A 24,650-nucleotide genomic window follows, 5' to 3' on the forward strand; every position below is an offset into this window, starting at 1 on the left:
CCCGGCAGTGGAACTCAGGAGCCGGCGGAGATGAGGGCGCGGACCAGTTCGGCGTCGCGCTCGGCCGCCTCGGACTCCTGTGCGGTGGCGAGCTCCAGTCGTACCGGCATGTCCTTGTGGTGAGGGGTGCCGGCGATCGGGTCGCGGTCGTGGGCGTCGGTGAGGATGTTGATGCGCGGGCCGTTCACGACCCGGCCACCGCGGCCGTCCGGCACGGCCATGCCGAAGCCGTGCGGCAGCGCCAACTGGCCCTTGCGTAGGGAGTCGTCGATCTCGGCCTTGACGACGATGCGGCCGGTGCGGCTCACCACTGCCACCCAGTCGCCTTCCCTGGCCTGTATGGCCTTCAGGTCGTCGGTGCGGACGTGCAGCGCGCCGTCGGGGTCGGTGCGGCGCCAGCTCGGCGGACGGAGGATCTGGTTGGCGTTGTGCCGGCGGCGCTGGCCGTTGATCAGGGACAGCGGATACTCGGGGTCCGGACGGTCCTGGGCCGGGTCGAGGCTTTCCAGCCAGGACAGGAGTTCCGGCACTTCGAGCTGGACGCGGTCGTGCCGCATGAGCTGCCAGACCTCGTCGTGCTCGTGGGTGCTGAAGGCCGTTCCGCTGGGGCTGTCGAGGATCCGGTCGAACAGCTCCGATGCGAGCGCCGGGCCTTGCTTGTCCGAGTGCAGCGCTCGTTGCACAGCAACGGGCATGCGCTTGGCCAGCGCCAGGCAGCCGGGCCAGAGGACCGCTACCGAGGCGGCGTTGCCGGGCAGCGAGGGCCCGAGCGTCCGGTAGAGCAGGATCGGGGCGATGGCCGGATTCCCTTGCAGGATCGGGCCTGCGGCCTTGAGGAGCTCCGTACGGCTCTTGCCCGCTAGTTCGTCCAGTGTGGACTGATCGGGCAGGAGGCCGAGCGCCTCGAACAGGCGGGCGTAGATCTCGGCTTCGACGAGGGTGCCCGGCAGCGGGTCGAACAGCGGTGGCCGCAGGTGGAAGTAGTTGGTCGGGAACTCGAAGTCGAAGAACGTGTACTCCCACTTCTCGTGCTGGGAGGCCGCCGGCAGCACGTAGTCCGCGAGTGCCGCCGTCTCCGTGAAGGCGACGTCGATCACCACCGACAGCTCGGCGGCGCCGATCGCCCGCTCGACGCTCGCGGTGTCGGCGGCCGTGTTGGCGGGGTTGGAGGACTCCACCCACAGCACGCGCACCCGGTTCGGGTGGTCGGCCAGGATCTCCTCGGCCAGCGTGTTCAGCGGCAGCATGCCGCCGATGTACTCGAAGCCGGTGATCTCCGAGCGTTCGCCACGGGACTCTGACCATAGCGGCATGAGCCAGGTGTGCAGGGCGTTCGTGCCGGGGCGGCCGAAGTTGCCGGTGATGAGGTAGAGCAGCTTCTCCAGGTAGCTGTTGAGCGTGGAGTTGCGGCCCTGCTGGATGCCCAGCTCGACGCGGACCGTCATGGCCTCGGCGGCGAGGATCAGGTCCACGGCCCTGTCGACCTCGGTCCTCTCGACCTCGGCGTGCGCGATCCACTCGTCGACGGGGATCTTGCCGAGGGTCGCCGCGACCGCGTTGAAGCCGTCGGTGTGCTTGGCCAGGAAGTCCGTGTCCGCGCCGCCGCGCTCGATGATCAGGGCGAGGATCGCGCCGAGCAGGTAGGCGTCCGTGCCGGGCCTCAGCGGCAGGTGCACGTCGGCGACGTCGGCCGTCTCCGTTCGGCGCGGGTCGACGACGATCATCTTGCGGCCCGGATCGTTCTTGATGTCGTTGACCGCGCTTCGGGCCCGGTTGAAACCGTTGGCCAGCCAGGGATTGCAGCCTATGACCAGGAGCAGGTCGCACTCCTCGACGCCCTCGGCCGTGTGGTTGGTCTGGCCGCCGAACATCTTGCCGTTGACCCAGAAGTCGCCCGTCTTCTCCTGCGACAGCGCGCCGAAGAACCGGGTGGAGTTCATCCACCGGCGCAGGGCGAAGCCGTATCCCCCGCCCGAGTGATTGCCCTGCCCGCCGCCGCCCACGTACGCCATCGACCCCGGCCGGCTCGCCGCCGCGTCCTCGTCCCGCACCGCCTTGAGCCTCGCCGCGATCTCCTTGATCGCCGTTTCCCAGCTCACCGGCTCGTGCGTGCCGTCCTCGCGGCGGCGCAGCGGCGTGGTCAGGCGGTCGTTGTGATTGCCGTACCAGGTCAGCCGCTGCGCCTTCTGGCACAGGTACCCCTGCGAGCGTGGGTTGTCCCGGTCCCCCCGCACCCGCGTGATCGCCCGGCCCTCCGTCAGCACCTCGATGCCGCAGTTGACGTAGCAGAGGCTGCACGCGGTCTTGTGCCAGGCGGAGTCGGTCACCCCGGCAGAGTTGCATAGTGAGACCTAGGAGGTCAAGAGACCCCCGGGATCAGCGGCTCGGGTGCGGACTCGGGCTCCGGCGGGATCTCGCGCGGCACCACGGGATCGGGCTGGGGAGCCGCCGGCCCGGGGCCGGGCTGCATCGGACCGGGCTGCATCGGATCGGGGTTCGGCGCCACCGGTTCCGGGTCGGGCAGCACCGGCTCGTCGGGATCACCCGGTAGTGGACGCTCAGGCGCGGGCACGGTCATGGTCACCACCTCCGACTGATCGACTACCCACCTCCGCGGTTCTCAACCGGCGCGGCCGAGGGCCTGCAGGACGCGGGCGGCGGTGCGGATGCCGGCATGGAAGCGGCGGAGCTCGAAGTTCTCGTTGGGGGCGTGGTTGCGCTCGTCGACGTTGGCCAGCTGTATGCCGTAGCAGGGCACGCCGAGACGTCGGTGAGGCCGGCGATGGGAGATTACGCCGAGAGCCGGCTTCGAAAAGGGTGCCGCCCGCAAGCTCGCGACTCGAATGCCACCGACGAGATTGCGCCGAGAACCGGGTTCGCAAGGGTGCCGCCCGCAAGCTCGCGACTCGAATGCCACCGACGAGATTGCGCCGAGGGCCGGGTTCCAAGGGACGCCGGAATGCTCGTGGCTGGGATGCCACCGAGGGCATTGCACCGCCGCTCCGGGTTCGTCCCGGAGCGGCGGTGTCCACCGAAGCGTCGCGGCCCCACTGGGCGAACCGAACAGAGCAATCCTCGTTTCCCCGCCCGATCGCCAGCGCTGAGGCAAGGTGGGTGCCGTCGGCGACCGCCGCGAAGGCCGTCGCCGACCGCCCCCACAGGGAGGATGGAAGCGGTCTCGCACACACGACGATCGAAGGTTGACTCAGCCGGAGATCACACCGCCGACCGTGTGCAGCAGGGTCTCCCGCACGGTGGCCGGGTCGTCCAGCTCGGCGGCGGACATGGCCCCATCACGTAGCAAGACCAGCGCCCCGGCAGCCTGATCCGGCTGCGGGTGACCAGTTTGCCCTAGCAGGGACCGAAAAGTCTCACGCAGCCAGGCCCGATGGGCGGCGATCAGGCGCCGCGGCGGGCTGTTCCGGTCGGCGTGCTCGGCGGCGGCGTTGAGGAAGTTGCAGCCGCGGAAGTCCTCGCTGGCGGCGAAGTCGGCGTAGAACTCGAAGATCCCGACCAGTGCCTCGACCGGCGGCCGCTCGGCCACGATCGTCTCGACCGCGTCCCGGATGAGTCGGTCGACCGAGTCGAGGTAGGCCAGCACGAGGTCGTCCTTGCCTGCGAAGTGGCGGTAGCAGGTGGACCGGGTGACGTTGGCCTCCGCGACCAGGCGGTCCATGCCGACGGCCCGGATCCCTTCGGCGTAGAACAACCGGGCCGCGGTGGTCAGCAGGCGGTCGCGTGGGGCCTCGTTCATGGACGTCAGACTACAGAACGACCGTTCTTTCTGCCGAACCCTTGACGTCCGGGAGCCGCCACCCCTAGCGTGCACCACAGGCAGAACGAACGTTCTTTCTTTCGCCAAACTCGGAGGATCTGATGACTCCCACCGTGGTGCTCGTGCACGGCGCCTTCACCGACACGGGCAGCTGGGCCGGCGTGATCCAACGGCTCCAGGCCGCCGGCATCACGGCCACGGCCGTCGCCACTCCCCTGCGTGGCCTCGCCCACGACGCGGCCTTCGTCGCCGGCACGGTCGCGGCAATCGACGGCCCGGTCGTGCTGGTCGGCAATTCCTACGCAGGCGCGGTGATCGGGGCGGCCGCGCCACAAACGTCAAATGTGAATGCGCTCGTGCACATTGCCGCGTTCGTGCCCGACGAAGGCGAGAGCGTGCTGGAGATGGCCGCGAACTTCCCCGATTCCGAACTGGGCCCGAACCTCCGCGCGATCGGCGACGACTTCTACCTGAGCACGGATGGATTTCGCCGGGTGCTCGCCGAAGACCTGCCCGAGGACGTGACTTCGCTGCTCGCGGTGAGCCAGCGGCCGATCGCCGCGGTCGCGCTGGGCGAGAAGTCAGGGCCGGTCGGGTGGAGGACCCTGCCGTCCTGGCACGCGGTGGCGAGCGCCGACAAGGCGATTCATCCGACCGTCCAACGTTTCGGGGCCCAGCGGGCGGGCTCCACGGTTGTCGAGATCGACGGCTCGCACCTGCTCGCATTGTCCCAGGCGGACACCGTGACCGACCTGATCCTCGAAGCGGCGGCCAAAACCTCGTAGGACGACCCTTTCTTTGCTAGATCAACAAAACCAGGTCACGTCGCCTGAGCGGCCCACACCCCTACGACGCAATAAGGCCGTTCAGGCGATTCATGCGAAGTTCACTACCTTCGTCGGTTGTTCCCGGTTCCCCCAGCGCCGATCCTGGTCCGCGGTCGACACCTTCCACCTCTGCCGAACGCGGCCCGAGACCCGGGTCGTGATAGCCCCTGCTCGGAGGAGAACTGCCGATGTTCCTGAGACGCTCCACCGTTGTCGTCGCGACCGGCCTTCTGGTCGCCGCGGTCACCACCAGCACGGCCGCACAGGCGCAGCCATCCGCGCCCGCGGCGAACCCGCTCACCGCCGACGCGATGGCCGTCAACGCGGCCCAGAGCCTCGTCGCCTCCCGGCCCGCCGCGCTGCACGCCAGCTCGGACGACGCCTTCACGCAGCAGAGCACCATCTCCTCCACCAACGGGCTGAAGTACGTGCCGTACCAGCGGACGTACAAGGGTCTGCCGGTGGTCGGCGGCGACTTCGTGGTCGCCACCAACTCCACCGGCCAGGTCCTGGGCACCTCCGTGGCCCAGGACGCGACCATCAATCTCGCCTCCACCACGCCGAAACTGACCTCGGCGCAGGCGCAGAACGTCGCCCGCGGCCAGCTGTCGAAGGTGGACAGCGTCGGCGCCGCGCAGCTGGTGACCTTCGCGCTCGGCACGCCCACGTTGGCGTGGCAGAGCACCGTCACCGGCACCCGGGACAACGAGCCCAGCAAGCTGGACGTCGTGGTCGACGCGGCCACCGGCAAGGTGCTGCACACCCAGGAACACGTGCTGTTCGGCGACGGAACGTCCGCTTGGAACGGTCCGAACCCGGTACACCTGGACACCACGCACTCCGGCAGCAACTTCTCGCTCAAGGACCCGGTGCTGACCAACGTCAGCTGCCAGGACGCCGCGAACAACACGACGTTCACCAAGACCTCCGACAGCTGGGGCACGGGTAACGCCACCAGCAAGGAGACGGGCTGCGTCGACGCGCTGTTCGGCGTGCAGACCGAGAACAAGATGCTGTCGCAGTGGTTGGGCCGCAACAGCTTCGACGGCAACGGAGGCGGCTGGCCGATCCGCGTCGGCCTGGCCGACGAGAACGCCTACTACGACGGCAGCCAGGTGCAGATCGGCCACAACAGCCAGAACCAGTGGATCGGTTCGATCGACGTGGTGGCCCACGAGCACGGCCACGGCATCGACGACCACACCCCGGGCGGCATCTCCGGCAACGGCACCCAGGAGTTCGTGGCCGACGTGTTCGGCGCGTCCACCGAGTGGTTCGCCAACGAGCCGGCGCCCTACGACGTGCCCGACTTCCTGGTCGGCGAGCAGATCAACCTGGTCGGCTCCGGCCCGATCCGCAACATGTACAACCCGTCCGCCCTGGGCGACAAGAACTGCTACGACAGCAGCGTCCCCGGCGGCGAGGTGCACGCCTCGGCCGGACCCGGCAACCACTGGTTCTACCTGCTGGCCGAGGGCACGAACCCGAACAACGGGCAGCCGACCAGCACCACCTGCAACAGCAGCAGCGTCACCGGCCTCGGCGTGCAGAACGCGCTGAAGATCTTCTACAACGCCATGCTGCTCAAGACGACCGGCAGCTCCTACCTGAAGTACCGGACCTGGACGCTGACCGCGGCCAAGAACATGTTCCCGGGCAGCTGCACCGAGTTCAACACCGTCAAGGCGGCGTGGGACGCGATCTCCGTGCCGGCGCAGGCCGGCGACCCGACCTGCTCGGCCACCGGCACGGTCACGGTGTCCAACCCGGGCAACCAGTCCACCACCACCGGCGCGGCCGTGAGCCTGCCGCTGTCGGCCAGCGGCGGCACCGCGCCGTACAGCTGGACCGCGACCGGCCTGCCGGCCGGCCTGTCCATCAACGCCTCCACCGGCACGATCTCCGGCACCGCGACCACCGCCGGCACCAGCAACGTGACGGTGACCGCCACGGACAGCGCCAGCCACAGCGGCTCGGCCTCGTTCAGCTGGACGGTCGGCACGGTGAGCGGCAACTGCACCGGCCAGAAGCTCGGCAACCCCGGCTTCGAGTCCGGCGCGACGGTGTGGTCCTCCACCTCTGGCGTGATCGGCCAGAACGGCACGCAGCAGCCGGCCCACGGCGGCACCTGGAACGCCTGGATGGACGGCTACGGCACGACCCACACCGACACGCTGTCGCAGTCGGTGGCCATCCCGGCCGGCTGCCACGCCAGCCTCACGTTCTACCTGCACATCGACTCGGCCGAGACCACCACGACGACCCAGTTCGACAAGCTGGCCGTGACCGGCGGCACCACCTCGCTGGCCACGTTCTCCAACCTCAACAAGGCCAGTGGCTACGTGCTCAAGACGATCGACGTCTCGTCCTTCGCCGGCAGCACCCTCGCGCTGAAGTTCAGCGCGGCGGAGGACAGCTCGCTGCAGACCTCGTTCGTCGTCGACGACGCGGCTGTGACCCTGAGCTAGTCTGAGCCAGCAGGATTGAGCGGGGAGGACGGCAGGCGACGTCCTCCCCGCTCACTCTGTGCCCGGCTGCTCGTTCGGCATGGCCCCCAGCACCGATTCGGTCTCCGGCAAGGGTTCCTGCTGCTCGGGTTGCGCCGGAATCGGCGTTGTCGGCGGAGCGGGCGGGATCGGCGCGGCGGGAATCGGCGTGGTGGGCGGCGCGGGGTCGTAGGTGGTCTGCTGTTTCATGCGCCCCCGGGTACCCACGATCGCGCGGGTTATCCCACCTTCGGGTAGGTCCGCACGCCGACCTGAACATAGGGCTCGCCGGTCGGCAGGCTGAAGAACACGATCGGCGTCCACCACTGCCGGCCTTCGGCCCGCGACACGAACAGTGTGTCGCTGACGGGCAACAGATCGTGCTCGGTGACGGGTTCGGGCACGATCTCGGCCAGCGCGCCGGTCGCGATGGACCGCACCCGCAACCCGTTGTCACCGGCGAAGATCTCGATGCGGCTGCCGGCTCGCTCGTACGCTCCGAGGTAGCGTGGGCCATCGACCGTCGGCAGCTGTGCCGGCGGCGAGACGGGCTCGGGCAGGGTGATGCCGGCGATTTCCGCGAACAGGTCCCGGAACAGCTCCTGGTAGAGGTCGATCGCGTTGCCGCCGTTGGTGAGCAGCGTGACGGCCAGTCCGAGTTCGGGCACGACGCGCAGGAAGGCGAACTGCCCGCGGGTGCCGCCGTCGTGTCCGATGACCTGGTGACCGTCCCAGTCGAACCGCATCCAGCTGAGGCCCCACGAATCGCCGAAGACGTACTTGTTGGGCACATCGGCGTGGTGCTCGGTCATGGTCACCGCGGACGCCTCGCTGAGCAGGCGGTCGCCGTCGGGACCGAGACCACGGGTCAGGTGCAGTCGGGCGAAAGCCAGGACATCGGCGGTGGAGGCGGTGATCAGTCCGGCCGGGCCCATCGAGCGCGGCAGCAGAAACGTTGACACGGGAAGAGGTTCCTGACCGCCCGGGGCTTCGTGGCCGACGGCGGCGCTGAGCAGGATGGCTTCCTCGGGCAGGGTCACGGTGTGCTTGAGGCCGAGTGGACCGATCAGCCGCTCCCGCAGCGCGGCGTCCCAGGTCTGGCCGGTGATCTTCTCGATCACACGGCCGGCGAGCGCGAATCCCGAGTTGCAGTAGGAGAAGGTGACGCCGAGCGGATGCACCTGGGCTGCTTCGCCGAGCCGGTCGACGTACTTGGCCACGCAGTCGTCGCCGCGGCCAGTGTCGGTGAACACGTCGCCGTCGATGCCGCTGGTGTGGGTCAGCAGGTGCCGCATCGTCACCTGCTTGGTCACGTCCGGATCGGACAGTCGCAGATCGGGCAGCACGTCGGCGATCGGCGCGTCCAGGTAAAGGAGCCCCTCGTCGACCAGCTGCATCGCCAGGGTGGCGGTCCAGGTCTTCGTGATGGACCCGATCTGGAACACCGAATCGTCGGTCACGGACGTGCCGGTCGCCTTGTTGAGCACGCCCGCGCTGACCTGGACGAGCTCGTCGCCGCGCAGGATGCCCAGCGCCGCGCCGGGAACGTGGTGCTTGCGGGCCAGCTCGGCCAGTCGTCGCCGCCAGTGGTCGGCGCGGATCGGCGTCCGCCGCTCAAGCCAGTCGACGACCCGGCGGTTGTAGTCGACACGGTGCGAGGGAAGTCCATTGTGGATGAACATGTGCGACGCGCCCGGGTAGAGCACCAGTTGTGTTGGCACGCCCTGGGTTCGCAGCGCGGTGAACCACTGTTCGGCCTGGCCGACCGGGCAGCGGTCGTCGGCCGCGCCGTGCAGGATCAGGGTGGGCGTGCGGACCTGGTCGACGCGGCTCAGGGGCGAGCAGTCCCCGTCGCCGAACTCGATCGTCTTGAGGTAGTGCCCGCCGTCGGAGGTGCCGGCCATGCTGGTGGTGTCGGCGACGATGCCGCCCGCCACCGCCGCCGCAAAACGGTTGTCCCGGCTGGTGAGGTAGCAGGTCATGTAGCCGCCGTAGCTGTAGCCGACCACGGCCAGCCGGTCGGCGTCGGCCACGCCCTCGGCCACCAGTTGGTCCAGCGGCTCAAGGAAGTCCTTCGCGTCGGCCTCGCCCCACGCGCCGACGGCCGCGGAGATGAACGCCTCGCCGTAGCCATCGCTGGCTCGTGGGTTGAGCAGCAGCACCGCCCAGCCGCGTGCCGCCAGCTCGTGGCGGTAGGTCCGCGTGGAGTCGGCGGCGCCATTCCAGGCGTTGTGCGGGCCGCCGTGGATGTCCAGGACCAGCGGCAGCGGGCCCTTGCGAGCGGGATCGCGCATCAGCCAGCCGTGCACGACGGTGCCGTCGGAGATGGCGAATTCCCTTTCCTCACAGGGGAAGGGCGTGATGTTGGCATTGCCGTGGGCGGTGCGGACGTCGATATCGCCGCTGCGCAGGTCAACCACCACGATCTCGCCGTAGGACGTCGGCGTGACCAGTACAGCCGCCGCGTGGCCGTCAACGACGTCCACATCGGACACAACGTTTCCATCGCCGCCGAGAACAAGCCTGATGCCGCCGTCCTCGACCGCATACAGATGGGTGCAGCCCCGGTCACGGACGGCGAAGTAGACGGTGTCGCCGACCGCCTGCGGCACGACCCCGGGGTAGCCGGCCTCGCCGGCCATCACATTGCGGTCCAACGACTCGGCCAGGTCGACGGTCTCGCCGCCATCCACTGGGACCCGCAGCAGCCGGGCGTTGCCGACCTTCAGGGTCCGTGTGCCGACGACCAGCAGCGCGGTCCCGTCGGCCGTCCAAGCGACCCGCTGGCAGACACCGTCGGAGGTACCGACCAGCCGGGGTTCGCCACCGATCTCGACTACGTGGGCAGCGGAACGGAAAGTCAGGTCGGCGTCGTCGTCCCGGGCCGCGCTGAAGGCCAGGAGCGTGCCGTCGGGCGACCATGCCGGATCGCCGGCGTCCCAGTCGCCGAAGGTGACCTGCTGGACCTCGCCGGTCGCGACGTCGAGGACGTGCAGGTGCCCCCGCTTCGCCCCGATCATGCCGACGCCGTCCGCCTTGTAGGCCAGACGGTCGATCACGATCGGCGCTGTCGGCTGGTCGGGGCCGACCAGGGCGGTGAACGCGATCTTGGTGCCGTCCGGGCTCCACCTCGGGGCGCCGGCACCCGACGGCAGCGTGGTCAGCTGCCGGGGCTCGCCGGTTTCCAGCAGCCACACCTGTTCCTCGCGCAGAAACGCCAGCGCCGAGCCGTCCGGCGACCAAGCCGGCGCGGAGTCGTTGGAACCACGGGTGATCTGCCGTGCCGCTCCCCCGCTCGTGTCGACTTCCCATAGCTGGGTGACGTTCTGATCCGCCGCCCGATCGGCCGTGCGCAGCACGTACACGATCCGGCGGCCGTCCGGCGACAGCGCGGGCTGCGCCGGGACGGCCAGGTCGTACAGGTCCTCGATCCGCATGCGTCGAGTCATGCCACTCCCCCCTTTGTACTGTGTCGAGAACTGCCGTCAGGCGAGTACGGCCTTGACCAGTCCGGTGAGCAGCGCCGTGCGGCGAGGGATCTCCTCGACAATCACGTGCTCATGGTCGGCATGGGCACCGTCGCCCACCGCGCCGAGGCCGTCGAGCGTCGGAACGCCCACGCCGGCGGTGAAGTTGCCGTCCGAAGCCCCGCCGACGGCCGTCTCGGCCAACTGGCCGAGTCCGAGCTCACCGGCCACTGTGGACGCCAACGCGAACAGCCCGGCCGAGGACTCGGCATCCAGCGGCGGTCGGTTGATGCCGCCCTCGATACGGATCTGAGCACCGGGCAGCACGGGCGTCAGGCGGCGGATGGCCTCGTCGACCCGAACCTGCTCGTCGCGGTCCCATGCCCGCACGTCCACCGACACAGCGGCATTGGCCGGCACGGTGTTTGACGTGGTGCCGGCGTTGAGCACCGTTGGCACGACAGAGGTTCCGCGCGAAGGATCGTCCAATGCGGACACCGCGAGGATCTGGTGCGCGATCTCGACGGCGGCGTTGACGCCCTTCTCGGGCTCCAGCCCGGCGTGGGATGCCTTGCCCTGCACCACGACCCGGTAGATGGACGTGCCCTTGCGGCGGGTCTTCAACGCGCCGCCGGGGCCGGCCGCCTCCAGAACGAACGCGGCCTCACAGCCCCGCGCCTCGTCCTCGATCAGCGCCCGGGACCGTGGCGAGCCCAGCTCCTCGTCGCCGGTGATCAGGATCGTCACGCCGGAGCGGTCCTCCAGCGCCGCGACGGCGTGCAGGATCATCACGACGCCGGTCTTCATGTCGAAGCAGCCCGGCCCGCGCATGACGCCGTCGACCACGGAGAACGGGTGGGTCTCAAGGGATCCGTGCGGCCACACGGTGTCGTGGTGCCCGAGCAGCAAGACCTTCGGCACGTCGCCGAACCGCCAGCGCAGGTGCGTGCACCCGTCGGTCACGATCCGTTCGGGCTCGGCGCCGAGCAGCCGCCGGCCGAGCTCCGTCACCACATCGGCGCTGCGCGCCACCGCGTCATGATCCGACGACGGCGACTCGCACCGCACCAGTTCTTCGATGTCCGCCAACAGATCCGTCATCGTGCCTCCCCGCGCAGCGCCCGTCCTGGCAGCGCATTCGTCTGCAATTCCCCTTGCCGCACAACAGCCGTCCCGCCCACGAACAGGTGCCGCACGCCGATCGACGGCCGCAGCGGGTCACGGTAGGTCGCGGCGTCGCTGATCCGCTCCGGGTCCAGCACCACGACGTCCGCGTCGGCCCCGACCCCGAGATGTCCCTTGGCCCGCGCCCCCGGCGCGCAGTCGTCGAGCAGCCGCGCCGGCAGGTACGAACACCGCCGGAACGCCTCCAGCCAGGTCCAGACCCCGGTTTCCCGCACCATCAGGCGCAGCGTCTTCGAGAACGTGCCGGCCGCGCGCGGATGGGTCGAGCCGCCCGGCGGCAGCGGCCACTCGGTGCTCTCGAAACTGCCGTCCGGCCAGAACAGCGGCATCGCGTCGCTGCCGACGATCGAGTCCGGGAAGGCCAGCGTGCGGCGCAGCATCTCGAGGTCGGCCTCCCGGCTCTCGTCCAGGAACTCCATCAGGCAGGGCGCGCTGGGATCTTCCTGGCGCAGCTGGAGCAGCCGCTTCTCGTCGGCGACACGCTCGCCGGTCTCCACCACGATGATGTTGGACGGGCCAAGGCCCTTCATCCGCAACCGCTCCGGGGCGATGAAGGCGGCGCCGATCGCCGTGCTCCCCGCGCCGTACGGGTAGGCCTCCACGGTCACGCGCGACCCGAGCCGCTGCGCGCGGTCCAGGGTCCCCAGCACACGGTCGACGTGCCGGCCCGACGTGCTGTTGACGTGGCAGTGGTGCATGGCCGCGCCGGTCTCCCCGGCGGCTCGGGCGATCTCCTCCGACCCGTCGACCGGGGTCGAGGGGTCCACCTCCGCCAGCTCGCGGACGTGCGTGTACGTGGGAACGCCGGCCTTCGCGGCCAGCTGCGCGACGGCGAGGAACTCTCCCGGGTCGGTCATCGGCGCGTAGCCCAGCAGCACGCCGATGCCCAGCGCGCCGGCGGCGATCTCGCTCTCCAGCAGCGACAGCCAGGCCGTCAGCTCGGCCGGCGAGGACGACCGACGCCAGGCCTCGTTGCCCAGCATCGCCAGGCTGCTGCCGACGTTGGCGTCGGGCTTGGCGCCGAGCAGCACCTGCGCCCGCGCGCCGCCCCAGGAGGCGGAGAAGCCGTAGTTCAGCGGTCGCCCGGCCTTGGCTGCGTCGGCGTAGCCCTTCTCGATCGGCATCACGCCCGCCTCCAGGTCGAGGGCGGTCGTCACGCCGTCCATCGCCTGCATGCGGTGCCCGGCGATGGAGTGCACGTGGCTGTGCACGTCCACGAACCCGGGCCCCACAACGAGCCCGGTGACGTCCACGATCTCGGCGCCCGGCGGCGTCTCCAGGCCCGGACCGACCGCCGCGATCCTGCCGTCGGAGATCAGCACATCAGACAGTCCGTCGAGGCCGGCGCCCGGATCGATCACCCGGCCGCCCCGCAGCAGTGTGTGCATCCCTCGACCCTAGAGGTCCTACGGCCGGACCTGTCCAGAACTGTCCGGTCGGGCAACGACCGCCTGCAGCGACTCCCGCAGCTGCTGGCCGGCCGCCTCGGTCAGCGGGCGCAGGAAGACCTGCTCCGCCTCCGCGGCGGCCGAACCGGCCCAGCGGACGATGTTCTGGCCCTTCTCGGTCAGCTCGACCACGTTGCGCCGGCGGTCCTCGGCGTCGGGGTGGCGGGACACCAGGCCCTTGTCCTCCAACGTGTCCAGCAGCGCGACCATGGTGGTGCGGTCGATGCCCAGCCGCTGCGCCGCGTGCTGCTGCGAGCCCGGTTCGCGCCCGTTGAGCACGTTGAGCACGCCCAGCTCCCGCCCGCTGATGTTGTAGGGCAGCAGCGCCTTCTCGGTCAGCTCGGAGATCCGCAGGTTGGCGTGCTTGAGCAGGTACGCGAGCCGGGGGCTCGCCTGGTCGCTGGACACCCGGCGATCCTATCGCTACGCTGATTGTCAGCTCCACTGATGATTTGTCAGCCTGACGTTCAGTACAGCGAACCATAAGGAGAACTGATGATCCTGGTCACCGGCGGTCTCGGCTTCATCGGCACCCACACCGCCCGCGCCCTGCTCGACCTGGGCCGGCCCTGCGTCCTCGCCCAGCGCCGCCCAGCCTCGGACCCGCCCGTGCCGGCGGAAATCGTGCAGGCCGACATCGCCGACCTCGACTCGTTACGGGCGATCGGCCGGCGTCACAAGATCACCGGGATCCTGCACCTGGCCGGGTCGATGCCCTGGCCGCCCGCCCCCGAGCAATCCGGCCCCGACCAGCAGCCGATCGAGGCGGCCCGCACCGCGCTCGGCAGCCTGTTCAACGTGCTGCAGGTGGCGCAGGAATGGGGTGTGAGCAGGGTCGGCGTGGCCAGCACCATCGGCGTGTACGGCGGCGTGAGCGCCGACTCGTACACCGAGGACCTGCCGCTGCCGATGACCTCCGCCCACGTCATCCCGGCGTTCAAGAAGATCGGCGAGCTGCTGGTCGACCACCTCGCCGACGCCGCCGGCCTGGACATCGTGAACTACCGCATCGGCGCCATCTGGGGGCCGCGCGGCCATTTCGTCGATCGTTTCTTCGCCGCGTCGCAACTCGTGCACGCCGCCGCCCGCGGCACCAGGCCCGAGACCAACGCGCGGTCCGGCGACGCCATCGACCTCTGCTACGCCAAGGACTGCGGCCGCGCCCTCGCCCTGCTCCAGACCGCCGACCGCCTCGACCACCGCACCTACAACGTCAGCTCCGGCCGTGCCACCACCAACGCCGAGATCATCGCCGCGATCAAGAAGGTCGTGCCCGACGCCGCGGTCGACCTCCCCGACGGCGGCGAGGTGTTCCCCCCGCTCGACATCACCCGTTTGCGGAAGGACACCGGCTACCAGCCCGAGTTCGACACCGAGCGGGCCGTCGCCGACTACCTGTCCTGGCTCCGTGCCGGCAACCAGCGTTAAACGCGGTTGCCAGGGGCTGCGATCATGGGCCGCATGATCGAGAGAATCGAGTCTTCCCTCCGCGGATGAGCGCGGCCCAGCACGACAACACGCTGTACGACCACGCCCTGCGCCTGCACGAGCTCACTCCCGACGAGCCGCTCCCGCGCGACGGCCAACCGTTCCCGGACGAGCAGCGCCACGGCGGACGCCGATGGCGCGGCGAGGACCCGCGGTTCATCGGAGCCGATGTGGCCGTCCTGCTAGATCGCCACTTCGCCGATGCCGCGGCACCGCCGAGCGCCCTGGCCGAGGCGTTTCACGACGTCCACGTGCCGATCCATCCCAACGAGCACATCGAAGCCGCCGCGCTTCGCGCCGATCGGCAGCGGGTGTGGGAAACCGGCCGGTGGCTGGTGCGGCACGCTGCCGACCGGTGCGCGGTCACGGTCGGTCTGGCCTTGCTCGCCGCCGACTGGCACGAGGAGGACATCCCCCTCATCCGGACAATCGGCCTGCTGTCCAACCACTTCGGCCCGCTGGCCGCCAGGGCGCTCGACCGACGCGAAGGCGCCGCCGAGACACTGTTGTGGCTGGCCCAGCGGGTCGCCGGGTGGGGACGCGTCTACGTCGTGCGATCGCTCGCCCGACACTGGACGGCCCCCCAAGCGCGCCGCTGGCTGCTGCGCCATTCCTGCGACGGCGACTATCTCAACGGCTATTTCGCCGGACAGGTCGCCACTGTCGCCCAGCTCCATCACGCCATCACCACCGGCGAAACCGACGACGAACTCATCGAGCACACCGGCCGTTTGTTGGTAATAATGGCCGACTGCGAGGGAATGGGCACGACTCTCCAACACTATCCGCCGGCCTTCGCCGTGCTCACCGCGCACGCCACCCATTTCGCCCGACTCGAACCGTCCACACGGCGTTATATCGACGCCGCCGTCATCGCCGACCGCCTGGCCGCCGATCCCGAGAAGCGCGGATGCACGGCCGCGCAGGCCGACGACCTGGTTCGGCGCTACCTGGACGTGCTCAACCGGCCGGAGTGGTGCGCGGCGGGAGCCGCGATGGACGGCGAGTACGCCACCTGGTTCGCCGACCACGAAGCGGTCCGCCTGCGGCTGCGGGCCTTCGGGGATTATTAGGTGTCGGTGATTGGTTGCCAGATAACTGTGACCGGGGCAAACATCGCTGTCGACACCTGATCTGGGGGTAGGTAGGGATGGCGCGACCGGAGCGCCCGCTCGACGCGGGCGACACTCCACTGCTGAGATTCGCCGCAGATCTGCGCACGCTGCGTTGGCGGGCCGGCAATCCGACGTACCGGGAGCTCAGCAAGCTGGCGAACTACTCGACGGCCGTGCTGTGCGAGGCGGCGGGCGGGCGCAAGTTCCCGAGCAAGGCGGTCACGCTGGCCTTTGTGACCGCCTGCGAGGGCGACACCGACGAATGGGCGACGCGCTGGCGCAAGGTGGCCGATCACCTCGCGCCATCGCGCCTCGAACCGGATACGGAACGGTCCCCGTATCCCGGGCTGGCGGCATTCCAGATTTCCGACGCCGACCGGTTCTTCGGGCGGGAAAACCTGCGGAAAGAACTGCTCGACCGCCTCCGCGAGCACCGATTCATCGGTGTTTTCGGCGCGTCCGGTTCGGGCAAGTCGTCGCTGCTGCGGGCCGGTCTGGCGGCGGCCGTGACCGGCCCCGTGGTAGTGCTGACGCCAGGCCCCGATCCGCTCCACGAGTGCGCGGCCCGGCTGTCCGACCTGGTCGGCGAGTCCCCGGCCGTCCTGCGCGCCGAGTTCGCCGCCGACCGCGCGGGCCTGCACCGGCGGATCAGCCAGGCGCTGGCCGACCGGCGCGAAGACCTGCTGCTGGTGGTCGACCAGTTCGAAGAGGTCTTCACCCTCGGTGCCGACCAGGCTCCCTTCATCGACGCCCTCGTGCACGCCACGAACGCGGAAGGCAGCCGGGTGCGGGTCGTGCTCGGCGTGCGGGCCGACTTCTTCGGGCACTGCGGATCCGTTCCCGCGCTGCGCGAGGCGCTTCGTGACCGCACGGTCCTGGTCGGCGCCATGACCCCCGAGGAGCTGCGGGAGGCCGTCGCCCGGCCGGCCACCGACGCCGGCCTCACCATCGAAACCGCGCTGGTGAACCGGATTCTCGCCGACGCCGGCAAGGAGGCCGGCGCCCTGCCGCTCGTGTCGCATGCCCTACGCGAGACGTGGCAACGGCGGCAAGGCATCGCGCTGACGCTGGCCGCCTACGAGGCCGCCGGCGGCATTCAGCACGCCATCGCCCGCACCGCCGAGGCCGTGTTCACCCGCCTCGACGCCGAGCAGCAGGCCGTGGCGCGGCAGGTGTTCCTCCGGCTGGTCGCGTTGGGCGACGAGGACACCAAACGCCGGCTCAACCGTGCGGAACTGGACGCTGGCAGCGAGGCCGTGCTGGCCGCGCTCACCGCCAGCCGCCTCATCACCGTCGACCAAGACCACGTCGAAATCACGCACGAGGCGCTGATCAGTCACTGGCCCCGGCTGCGGGACTGGCTGGGCGAGGACCGCGAGGGCTTACGCACCCACCGCCTGCTGACCGAGGCCACGGCCGAGTGGAAGGCGCTCAACCGCGACGCCGGCGCCCTGTACCGGGGCGCCCGGCTCGCGCTCACCCAGGACTGGCTGCAACGGACACGGACCCGGCTCAGCATCGACGAGCGGGCGTTCCTCGACGCCAGCGCCGCGACCAGCCGCCGCCAGTCCCGCCGCCTCGTCCGTCTGGTCGTCCTGCTGGTGGTGCTGCTCGTCGCGGTGTCCGGCACGACGGCGTACTCGCTGCGTGAGCAGGGCCGCACCGCCGACGCCCTGCACCGGGAAACGTTGCAGCAGGTGGAATCCGCCGTCCTGAGCGAGTCGCCGATGAACCCGACGGACGTCGCCGCGCTGGCGGTCGCCGACTACCAGTCCGATCCGACACCGCAGCACCGTGGGCAGCTGTTCCGCTGGTGGTACCAGGGCTGGACGACGCCGCCGCGAACCCCGCGGACCATGGCGGTGCTCGATCCAACGGGCTCCTTCTCGGCGTCGGTCACCGACACGGCGACGATCGCACTGGCCCCCGAGCCTGCGGACTGGCCACGCAAGGAGATTCCCGCGCACGGCGCGACCGTCGAGTCGATTGCCGTTGCGTCGGACGGAAAACACGTCGCAGTGTCCTATCAGGACGATGTCACCGACCTCTGGAACACCGCCGGGGACCCGGTTCTCCAGCGCACGTGGACCGGCCGGCGGACCTATCTGTCGTTCAGCCCCGACGGTCGGACACTGGCCATCGGCGAGACGACGGCGAACTGGCGCCAGGACGTCTCCCGCTATCCCCAGCTCGAACTGTGGAATGTCAACGACCTCACCGTGCCCGTGCGAACCTTCGCCAATTCCTGGGGCCAGGCCGCGTTCGCCGCCGACGCGCCCCGGGTCGCGGTGCGGTCGATGGAGCGCGGGGACGGAATTCGGGTCTATGCCACGGATTCCGCCCCGACCCAACTGCCGTTGGCGACCCGGTCCGACATGCTCGCACCCCCGATGGCCCTGTCGCCGGACGGCGGCACCGTCGTGATGGGGGCGTTCGATCCGCACGTTCCGATCAGCATGTACACGGTCCAGCCAGACGGCGACGTCAAGGAGGTCGAGGAGCCGGTGCCCGCCGGCGGCGGCACTCTCCAGCCCGTGTTCAGCCGAGACGGCACATACGTCATCCTGCCCGACGATGCGAACGGCATTGCCGTGTGGGACATCCGCGATCCGCACCACCCGCACGAGTACGCCGCGCTGTCCGGCTGGAAGGGCCAGGTGCTGGCCGCCGCCGTCTCGCCGGACCGGCGGCTGACGATCATCACCACCGAGACGCAGCTGGCGGTGACGCTCGACGTCGGCTCGGCGATCGCCGGAATCTGCGGTCACCTCAAGGAGAACGAGCCGCACGTGGCCGAGATGTGGCCGTCGTTCGCGGCCAACGACGTGCTGCCGATGCCATGTCAGCAGTGAGTCAGCGGCAGGACCACGTCGTGGGCACACCGCCGGCCGCGCCCAGCGCCGTGCCGTCGTCGGCGACGGAGCCGAGCTCGCTGCCGGCCCCGAGCTCCTGGACGGAGTTGTCCGGGGTCACCACGGCGACCTGGTCGTCGTAGCGGCCGGCCACCATTCCCGAGCGGTTGACCGAGACGGCGTCGAAGCCGGCCGGGAGCAGGCGCGGGGCGCCGCTCGGGTCCCACACCACGGACTGCCCACCGACCTTGCCGATGATCCAGCTGCCGGCGACGGCCGTGGACGAGGAATCCGTGGCACCGGCGGGCAGGGCCAGCAGCGTCGCGCCACCGGCGAGGAAGGTGGCGGCGCGGGTGTGGCCGTCGGTGGTGGCCCAGTCGATGAGCAGGCGACGATCGTCGGCGATGCCGGACAGGGCCCGGAACTGGTCCGCGTGCACGAGGACCTCGGTCGGGCCGGTCGAACCGTTGGCCCACACCAGATAGCGCCGCTGCTGCGGGCCCGGCCCGGTGGCGACGCCGGCCACATCGCCGCGCTGGTTCATGCCCTTGGCCTCGCCGTTGCTCGCGCCGGCGGGCAGGGAGAACTCGGTGATCTTGCCGTCCCGGACGGTGATCGCGTGGCTCGGGGAGTTGATCGTGCCGGCCGTCCGGCCGGCGCTGTCGGCGCCGCGCAGCTGGAGCTGGGTGGCTCCGTCGGGCAGGGCGGTGGAGGTGACGGCGCCGTTGCTCCAGCGCAGCAGATGGCCGTCGCCGAAGCCCAGGATGTCGCCGGCCGCCTGGACCTGGGCGATGGCGTCGCCGTCGTGCGGCAGGGCCGTGCCGGTCCAGGCGCATTCGCCCGCGCTGGCCGTGCCGGTGATCATCGTCGAAGCCAGCGCACCGGCTGTGAGCGCCGTCATCCACGCGTGCTTACGCATGCTGTCCCCCCAGAGATCGCCTGGCCCAGGACCCTAGCGACTCGCAGCGGTCTGGTGAAGCCGGCTCCCCCGGTCGAGGCCGGCCAGGGTCGCCACACCGGCCCCGACCAGCAGGGCCGCCCCGGCCGCCGCGACGACGGTGCCGAGAACGGGGGCGCTCGCCGGGTCGAAGCCGTCGAAACCGAGGAACGCCTCCAACACGATCGTGCCGGCACAGACCAGGTAGCCGGCGCAGCCCAGGGCCGTGACGCGGGTGCGGACGGCCTCCGGCCAGGACGTGAAACCGGTCAGCCAGGCCAGGATCGGCAACACCAGGATGCCCTGCATCGCCGCCGCGTGGGCCGGCACGAGCACCACCGCGGCGTCGTAGGCGGCGTCGAGGGAGACCGTGCGGGCCTCGGCGGTGCCGATGGCGATCATCACCGCGCCGATGACCAGGCCCACCAGCAGGCTGCCGAAGCCCACCTGCGCCGCCAGCCGCTGCCCGCGCGTGGCGTCCGACGGCCGGAAAGCCGCCCTGAGCAGGGCCAATGTCGTCACGATGATCACCGCGCCGCCGCCGGCCGCGCTGAACGCGAAGGCGGCGTTCAGCGGCGTCGTGGCGTTGAAGTGCGACGGCACGCCCCGCCAGGCCTGCACCGAGATCGCCACCACCTCGACGACCGAGGCCGCCGCGAAGCCGGTGAGCACCGCGCGGCGGGGCCGGACGTCGATCCACGTGCTCGCCCAGGTCACCGCGAAGAGCGTGAGCCCGAACGCCATGCCGAAGTCCGCCGGCTTGCGCCAGGACACCGGGCCGTCCCACGGGCCGCCCAGCATCGCCTGCACGCCCAGGTGCGCCAGGCCGCTGGCGAACAGGACGGCCGCCACCAGGTAACACGCGCGTTCGATCCTCATGGCGTCGACGGTAGGGCCGTGACCGGCCGGCAGACATCGCACGCAGGACGTACCTGCGGACTACGCGTTCCGGCGTACGCGACTATCCTGGCTCGCGCCACACCGAGTACGACGGGAGCCGCCCTCATGGACCGCGACGAGTTCGACGACGACGCGTTCGAGCAGCTCGATGCCTCGGACACCCTCGACGGCGGGCCGGGCGACCCCTTGGACGAGGGTTTCTCCCCCGCCGAGAAGCCTTGGGTGCTCGACGACTGGGGCACCACCCCGCGCGAGCAGCACGACGGCCAGTCCCTGGACGACCGGCTCGCCCGCGAGGTCCCCGAGTTCGGCGCCGGCGACTCCGACGATGACGACGGTCTCGGCGACGTCTCGGACTCCGACGGCGAGCTCCGCGACTACGACGAGGTCGGCGACGCCCGCGCCGGCCGCCTGGTCAGCGAGTCCTATGTGGCCTCCGACGCCGCCAGTGTCGGCGGCGGCGAGTGGGACGCCGACCTGCTCGGTGTCGACGTCGGCATCGACGGCGCCGGCGCCTCCGCCGAGGAAGCCGCCGTCCACATCATCCGCGACGAGGACTGAACCCCCGCGAGTCCCGCTCACCGTCACACCGAACGCGTGAAACGGATTCGTGCTTTCGGTGTGACGGTAGGCGGGACTCGCGGGGGTGCGTGAACCGGTGGTTGTGCTGCTCCGCAACCATGCCGGTCAGGCCCGCAGCGCCGGCAGCAGCTCCTCCCGGGCGAAGTCGAGGAACTCGCGCTGGTGGTCGCCGCCGATCTGGACCAGCGCCACGTCGGTGAAGCCGGCGTCCTGGAACTTCGCCACCGCCTCGACGATCGGCTTCACCTCCGGCCCACACGGGATCGACGCGGCGACGTCCTCCGGCCGCACGAACTGCGTCGCCCCGGCGAAGGCCGGCGGTCCCGGCAGCTCGGAGTTGACCTTCCAACCGCCGCCGAACCACCGGAACTGCTCGTGGGCCCGGACGACCGCGGCCAGTTCGTCACGGTCGAAGCACACCGGCAGCTGCCCGATGATCCGGTCCGCGTCCGGGGCCGCCTTCCGCCACTGCCGGCACAGGTCGGCGTCCGGCTCGACGGCGATCATGGCGTCCGCGCTGGGCGCGAACAGCTCGACCGACTGCGGCCCGGACACCGCGACCCCGACCGGCACGCGCTGCTCCGGCAGATCCCACAACTTGGCCGAGTCAACCCGGAAATGCCGGCCCACGAAGTCCACGTGGCCGCCGTTGAACAGCCGGGAGATGATCTCCAGCGCCTCGCCCAGCATCTCGTGGCGGACATTCACCGGCGGCCAGCCCTGGCCGACCACATGCTCGTTGAGGTTCTCCCCCGCGCCCAGTCCCAGCGTGAACCTGTTGTCCGACAACAGCTGCACCGTTGCCGCCTGCTGCGCGACGACCGTGGGGTGGTAACGCATGGTTGGACACGTCACGTACGTCATCAGCCGTACCCGCTCCGTGGCCTGGGCGATCGCCCCCAACACCGCCCAGGCGTTCGGCGCGTGCCCCTGCTCGACCAGCCACGGCGAGTAGTGGTCACTGATCACCTCGAAGTCGAACCCGGCCCGCTCCGCATGCACGGCGTGCTCCACCAGCGCCCGCGGCCCGGCCTGCTCGGTCATCAGCGTGTACCCGATCATCAGCGTGCCTCCTCGTGCTCGTCACGCTGCGGGTACCCGCTGTCCGGCGGCCGAACCAGGCGCGCCGTCCCGGCCGGCCGGGGCGATTTCCCGGCCGGACCGGGCAGGTTCCCGGTCCGGGCGGGAAATCAGAAGGCCACGGGGATCGGGGTGCCCCGCAGCAGGCGTGCGACCTCGGAGCGGAGTTCGACGAACGGCTCGGACTCGCGGGTGGTGATCTGGTCCCGGGTGCGGGGCAGGTCGACGGTGAGGTCGGCCAGCACGCGGGCGGGTGATCCGGACAGGACGAGGACCCGGTCGCCGAGGTAGACGCTCTCGTCGATGTCATGGGTGACGAGCAGCATGGTGGTGCCCTGCTCGGCGTGCACGCGAAGCAGCAGATCCTCCAGCTCGAACCGGGTCTGGGCGTCGACGGAGGCGAAGGGCTCGTCCAGGAGCAGCAGTGAAGGTCGGTAGGCCAGGGCACGGGCGAGGGCCACGCGCTGCTGCATGCCGCCGGACAGCTGCTGCGGATGCTTGTGCGCGGCGCCGGCCAGTCCCACCTGAGCCAGGGCGAACCGGGCCCGGTCCTGACGCTCGGTGCGCCCGACCCGCCCCCGCAGGGGGAACTCCACATTGGACTGGACGGTGAGCCACGGGAACAGCGATCGGCTGTAGTCCTGGAACACGACCGCCAGGTCGTCGGGCACGCCGCGAACGGGCCTGCCGTGCAAAAAGACGGAACCGCTGGTGGGGGCCAGCAACCCGGCGATGGCCCGCAGCAGGGTGGACTTGCCGCAGCCGGAGGGGCCGACGATGCAGGCCAGCTCACCGGTGTCCACGGTGAACGACAGCTCGGCGATCGCGGCGTGATCGCCGCCGTAGACATGGCTCAGCCGAGCCAACTCAAGCATGGTCGACAAGGTGTCCTCCTGCTCTGGCCGGCGGGCGACGACCGCCCGCGGCGGGATGCCAGCCCAACGCGTGCCGCTCCACCGCGAGCAGCAGCGTGTTGAGGGTGTAGCCGAGCACGCCGATCATGGCGACCGCCGCCCACATCTGGGCGAAGTCGAACTGGTCCTGCGCGTCGCGGAGTTCGCCGCCGAGGCCGCCGTTGGCGGCGAACAGCTCGGCGACCACCATCAGCGTCACCGACTGCGAGAGGCTCACCCGCAGCCCGGCGAAGATCTTCGGCAGGGCCGCCGGCAGCACGATGCCCAGCAGCCGCCGTGTGGCCGGCACGCGGAACGCCCGCGCGGTCTCCATCTGCACCCGGTCGACCGTCCGCACACCGTCCACTGTGTTCAGCAGGACGGCCCACACCGCTCCGAAGAGGATCACGGCCACCACCATCTGCGTCCCGAGCCGGCACAGCAGCACGAACACCGGCACCAATGCCGGCAGTGGCAGTGAACGGAAGAAGGCGAACACCGGGCCCGTGTACTCGAGGAATCGCCGTGACAGCCCCAAAGCCGTGCCCACGACCACACCGACCAGCACCGCCAGCAACCAGCCGCCCACGAGCCGACCGACGCTGGGCACCAGGGCGTCGACGGCGTCCGGGCTGAGGAACAGCGTCGCGGCCGTGCCGGACAACCACATCTGCCGGGCCGCGTCCAGAATCTCCAGCGGCGTCGGGAAGTACGGATAATCGGCAAGCGTCGTCAGGACCTGCCAACAGGCCACCACGGCCAGGAAAACGCCCCAGCGCACCAGGAATCGACTCATGACTGCCACCCGAAGTACCGCCGGTGCACACGTTCCAGGACGGCGTTGATCACATAGCCGAGCACCCCGGCCACCACCACGCCGGCCAGGACCCGGTCCATCCTCGTCGCCCCGCTGGCGGCGGCCAGGATGAACTGGCCGATGCCGCCGCCGGCCCCGGTCAGCATCTCGGCCGAGATCACCACCGCCAGCCCGATCGCCGCCGACAGCCGCACTCCGGTCAGCACGAACGGCGCCACGCTGGGCAGCGCGACCCGGGTCAGCACCCGGAGCCGCCCCGCGCCGAACACCTTCGCGGTGTCCACTTGCAACGGTTCGATCTCCGCGAAGGCATAGATGGTGTTGAACAGGATGGGCCACAGCCCGGCGAACACCGCCAGCGCGATCTTGGTCGTCGGCCCGCCGCCGATGGACACCACCAGCAGCGGCACCAGCGCCACCGCCGGAATCGGCCGCAGGAACTCGACCACCGTCCCGCTGGCCACCCGCAGCCAGTGCACGCTGGCCAGTGCCAGACCCGCCGGCACCGCGATCCCGATGGCCAGCGCCAGCGCTATCGCCCACGACAGCACCGTGGCCACCACCGCCAGCAGGAAGGCGGGATCCACCAGCATGTCCACCAGTTGCGGGAAGACGACCGAGGGCGGCGGGAGGTAGTCGGCCGGGACCGCGCCGGCCCGCACCGCCACCTCCCACCCCAGCAACAGGATCAGAACGCCGGCCAGTCCCCGCAGCGCGGCGCGCGGCCGCCACCGTTCTCGGTCCGCCCCCCAGGGGCGCACCGATCGGTGCCGGCGCGTTGCCGTGTGGTCCAACGCT

Annotated in this window: 21 protein-coding genes; 6 read left to right on the forward strand and 15 right to left on the reverse strand. The window is 70.5% G+C overall.

Annotated elements, in window-relative coordinates; translation table 11 throughout:
* Positions 1-14: 14 nt before the first annotated feature.
* The 4 genes from AB0M73_RS10690 to AB0M73_RS10705 all read right to left on the reverse strand — a co-directional run bounded on the left by AB0M73_RS10690 (position 15) and on the right by AB0M73_RS10705 (position 3,754).
* On the reverse strand, positions 15-2,327 hold the full coding sequence (locus tag AB0M73_RS10690; RefSeq protein WP_363889604.1) for a molybdopterin-dependent oxidoreductase: 2,313 nt from the start codon (positions 2,325-2,327) through the stop codon (positions 15-17).
* A gap of 32 nt (positions 2,328-2,359) precedes the next feature.
* A complete protein-coding gene (locus AB0M73_RS10695) occupies positions 2,360-2,578 on the reverse strand; it encodes a hypothetical protein (protein WP_363889606.1) in 219 nt (72 codons plus the stop codon).
* A 42-nt stretch (positions 2,579-2,620) separates the two neighbouring features.
* Positions 2,621-2,758, reverse strand: a complete 138-nt coding sequence (locus tag AB0M73_RS10700; RefSeq protein WP_363889608.1) for a hypothetical protein — start codon at positions 2,756-2,758, stop codon at positions 2,621-2,623.
* A 447-nt stretch (positions 2,759-3,205) separates the two neighbouring features.
* Complete coding sequence (locus tag AB0M73_RS10705) at positions 3,206-3,754, reverse strand: TetR/AcrR family transcriptional regulator (RefSeq protein WP_052396855.1); 549 nt, start codon at positions 3,752-3,754, stop codon at positions 3,206-3,208.
* 122 nt (positions 3,755-3,876) lie between these two features.
* On the opposite strand from AB0M73_RS10705, the gene AB0M73_RS10710 reads away from it, so the two are divergent.
* Both AB0M73_RS10710 and AB0M73_RS10715 read left to right on the forward strand, forming a co-directional pair.
* A complete protein-coding gene (locus tag AB0M73_RS10710; protein ID WP_363889612.1) occupies positions 3,877-4,560 on the forward strand; it encodes an alpha/beta hydrolase in 684 nt (227 codons plus the stop codon).
* A 230-nt stretch (positions 4,561-4,790) separates the two neighbouring features.
* Positions 4,791-7,070, forward strand: a complete 2,280-nt coding sequence (locus tag AB0M73_RS10715) for a M4 family metallopeptidase (protein ID WP_363889614.1) — start codon at positions 4,791-4,793, stop codon at positions 7,068-7,070.
* A gap of 51 nt (positions 7,071-7,121) precedes the next feature.
* Here AB0M73_RS10715 and AB0M73_RS10720 read toward each other — a convergent pair whose 3' ends face one another.
* Genes AB0M73_RS10720 through AB0M73_RS10740 form a run of 5 tightly spaced genes read right to left on the reverse strand, consistent with a single transcriptional unit; the run spans position 7,122 to position 13,596 of the window.
* Positions 7,122-7,298: a hypothetical protein gene (locus AB0M73_RS10720; protein ID WP_363889616.1), complete on the reverse strand. Its 177-nt coding sequence runs from the start codon at positions 7,296-7,298 to the stop codon at positions 7,122-7,124.
* A gap of 29 nt (positions 7,299-7,327) precedes the next feature.
* Positions 7,328-10,537: a serine hydrolase gene (locus AB0M73_RS10725; RefSeq protein WP_363889618.1), complete on the reverse strand. Its 3,210-nt coding sequence runs from the start codon at positions 10,535-10,537 to the stop codon at positions 7,328-7,330.
* A 36-nt stretch (positions 10,538-10,573) separates the two neighbouring features.
* Positions 10,574-11,656 carry a M20 family metallopeptidase gene (locus AB0M73_RS10730; RefSeq protein ID WP_363889621.1) on the reverse strand — a complete coding sequence of 361 codons (1,083 nt, stop codon included), beginning with the start codon at positions 11,654-11,656 and terminating at the stop codon, positions 10,574-10,576.
* A complete protein-coding gene (locus tag AB0M73_RS10735) occupies positions 11,653-13,128 on the reverse strand; it encodes an amidohydrolase family protein (protein WP_363889623.1) in 1,476 nt (491 codons plus the stop codon). Before AB0M73_RS10735 ends, AB0M73_RS10730 begins: the two co-directional genes overlap by 4 nt.
* An 18-nt stretch (positions 13,129-13,146) precedes the next feature.
* A complete protein-coding gene (locus AB0M73_RS10740) occupies positions 13,147-13,596 on the reverse strand; it encodes a MarR family transcriptional regulator (protein ID WP_363889626.1) in 450 nt (149 codons plus the stop codon).
* Positions 13,597-13,683: 87 nt separating this feature from the next.
* Between AB0M73_RS10740 and AB0M73_RS10745 the strand changes: the two genes are divergently transcribed.
* From AB0M73_RS10745 to AB0M73_RS10755, 3 genes are all read left to right on the forward strand, one after another.
* Positions 13,684-14,616 (forward strand): NAD(P)-dependent oxidoreductase, encoded by a 933-nt coding sequence (locus AB0M73_RS10745; protein WP_363889629.1) that lies wholly within the window; start codon positions 13,684-13,686, stop codon positions 14,614-14,616.
* Positions 14,617-14,681: 65 nt separating this feature from the next.
* The gene (locus AB0M73_RS10750) at positions 14,682-15,749 is read left to right on the forward strand and encodes a hypothetical protein (protein WP_363889632.1); all 1,068 of its coding nucleotides are present in this window, start codon (positions 14,682-14,684) and stop codon (positions 15,747-15,749) included.
* A gap of 77 nt (positions 15,750-15,826) precedes the next feature.
* Positions 15,827-18,643, forward strand: coding sequence for an NACHT and WD repeat domain-containing protein (locus AB0M73_RS10755; RefSeq protein ID WP_363889635.1), 2,817 nt, complete (start codon positions 15,827-15,829; stop codon positions 18,641-18,643).
* 1 nt (position 18,644) lies between these two features.
* Here AB0M73_RS10755 and AB0M73_RS10760 read toward each other — a convergent pair whose 3' ends face one another.
* Positions 18,645-19,544 carry a hypothetical protein gene (locus tag AB0M73_RS10760; RefSeq protein ID WP_363889637.1) on the reverse strand — a complete coding sequence of 300 codons (900 nt, stop codon included), beginning with the start codon at positions 19,542-19,544 and terminating at the stop codon, positions 18,645-18,647.
* Positions 19,545-19,595: 51 nt separating this feature from the next.
* Positions 19,596-20,459 carry a hypothetical protein gene (locus AB0M73_RS10765; RefSeq protein WP_363889639.1) on the reverse strand — a complete coding sequence of 288 codons (864 nt, stop codon included), beginning with the start codon at positions 20,457-20,459 and terminating at the stop codon, positions 19,596-19,598.
* Between the two features lie 126 nt (positions 20,460-20,585).
* On the opposite strand from AB0M73_RS10765, the gene AB0M73_RS10770 reads away from it, so the two are divergent.
* The gene (locus AB0M73_RS10770; protein WP_363889641.1) at positions 20,586-21,041 is read left to right on the forward strand and encodes a DUF5709 domain-containing protein; all 456 of its coding nucleotides are present in this window, start codon (positions 20,586-20,588) and stop codon (positions 21,039-21,041) included.
* A 126-nt stretch (positions 21,042-21,167) separates the two neighbouring features.
* Here the strand turns inward: AB0M73_RS10770 and AB0M73_RS10775 are convergent, their stop codons facing one another.
* The 4 genes from AB0M73_RS10775 to AB0M73_RS10790 all read right to left on the reverse strand — a co-directional run bounded on the left by AB0M73_RS10775 (position 21,168) and on the right by AB0M73_RS10790 (position 24,613).
* The gene (locus tag AB0M73_RS10775; protein ID WP_363889745.1) at positions 21,168-22,127 is read right to left on the reverse strand and encodes an LLM class F420-dependent oxidoreductase; all 960 of its coding nucleotides are present in this window, start codon (positions 22,125-22,127) and stop codon (positions 21,168-21,170) included.
* Positions 22,128-22,252: 125 nt separating this feature from the next.
* A complete protein-coding gene (locus tag AB0M73_RS10780) occupies positions 22,253-23,026 on the reverse strand; it encodes an ABC transporter ATP-binding protein (protein WP_363889643.1) in 774 nt (257 codons plus the stop codon).
* A complete protein-coding gene (locus AB0M73_RS10785; protein WP_363889645.1) occupies positions 23,010-23,831 on the reverse strand; it encodes an ABC transporter permease in 822 nt (273 codons plus the stop codon). The genes AB0M73_RS10780 and AB0M73_RS10785 overlap by 17 nt, the downstream gene beginning before the upstream one ends.
* Positions 23,828-24,613 (reverse strand): ABC transporter permease subunit, encoded by a 786-nt coding sequence (locus AB0M73_RS10790; RefSeq protein WP_363889648.1) that lies wholly within the window; start codon positions 24,611-24,613, stop codon positions 23,828-23,830. Before AB0M73_RS10790 ends, AB0M73_RS10785 begins: the two co-directional genes overlap by 4 nt.
* Positions 24,614-24,650 lie beyond the last annotated feature (37 nt).

It is taken from the genome of Kutzneria sp. NPDC051319 (assembly GCF_040682195.1).
GTDB lineage: Bacteria > Actinomycetota > Actinomycetes > Mycobacteriales > Pseudonocardiaceae > Kutzneria.

Coding starts and splice junctions, on each gene's coding strand:
- AB0M73_RS10695 (WP_363889606.1), bottom strand. CDS start 2,578: ATGACCGTGCCCGCGCCTGAGCGTCCACTACCGGGTGATCCCGACGAG.
- AB0M73_RS10705 (WP_052396855.1), bottom strand. CDS start 3,754: ATGAACGAGGCCCCACGCGACCGCCTGCTGACCACCGCGGCCCGGTTG.
- AB0M73_RS10710 (WP_363889612.1), top strand. CDS start 3,877: ATGACTCCCACCGTGGTGCTCGTGCACGGCGCCTTCACCGACACGGGC.
- AB0M73_RS10715 (WP_363889614.1), top strand. CDS start 4,791: ATGTTCCTGAGACGCTCCACCGTTGTCGTCGCGACCGGCCTTCTGGTC.
- AB0M73_RS10720 (WP_363889616.1), bottom strand. CDS start 7,298: ATGAAACAGCAGACCACCTACGACCCCGCGCCGCCCACCACGCCGATT.
- AB0M73_RS10725 (WP_363889618.1), bottom strand. CDS start 10,537: ATGACTCGACGCATGCGGATCGAGGACCTGTACGACCTGGCCGTCCCG.
- AB0M73_RS10730 (WP_363889621.1), bottom strand. CDS start 11,656: ATGACGGATCTGTTGGCGGACATCGAAGAACTGGTGCGGTGCGAGTCG.
- AB0M73_RS10735 (WP_363889623.1), bottom strand. CDS start 13,128: ATGCACACACTGCTGCGGGGCGGCCGGGTGATCGATCCGGGCGCCGGC.
- AB0M73_RS10745 (WP_363889629.1), top strand. CDS start 13,684: ATGATCCTGGTCACCGGCGGTCTCGGCTTCATCGGCACCCACACCGCC.
- AB0M73_RS10750 (WP_363889632.1), top strand. CDS start 14,682: ATGAGCGCGGCCCAGCACGACAACACGCTGTACGACCACGCCCTGCGC.
- AB0M73_RS10755 (WP_363889635.1), top strand. CDS start 15,827: ATGGCGCGACCGGAGCGCCCGCTCGACGCGGGCGACACTCCACTGCTG.
- AB0M73_RS10760 (WP_363889637.1), bottom strand. CDS start 19,544: ATGACGGCGCTCACAGCCGGTGCGCTGGCTTCGACGATGATCACCGGC.
- AB0M73_RS10765 (WP_363889639.1), bottom strand. CDS start 20,459: ATGAGGATCGAACGCGCGTGTTACCTGGTGGCGGCCGTCCTGTTCGCC.
- AB0M73_RS10770 (WP_363889641.1), top strand. CDS start 20,586: ATGGACCGCGACGAGTTCGACGACGACGCGTTCGAGCAGCTCGATGCC.
- AB0M73_RS10785 (WP_363889645.1), bottom strand. CDS start 23,831: ATGAGTCGATTCCTGGTGCGCTGGGGCGTTTTCCTGGCCGTGGTGGCC.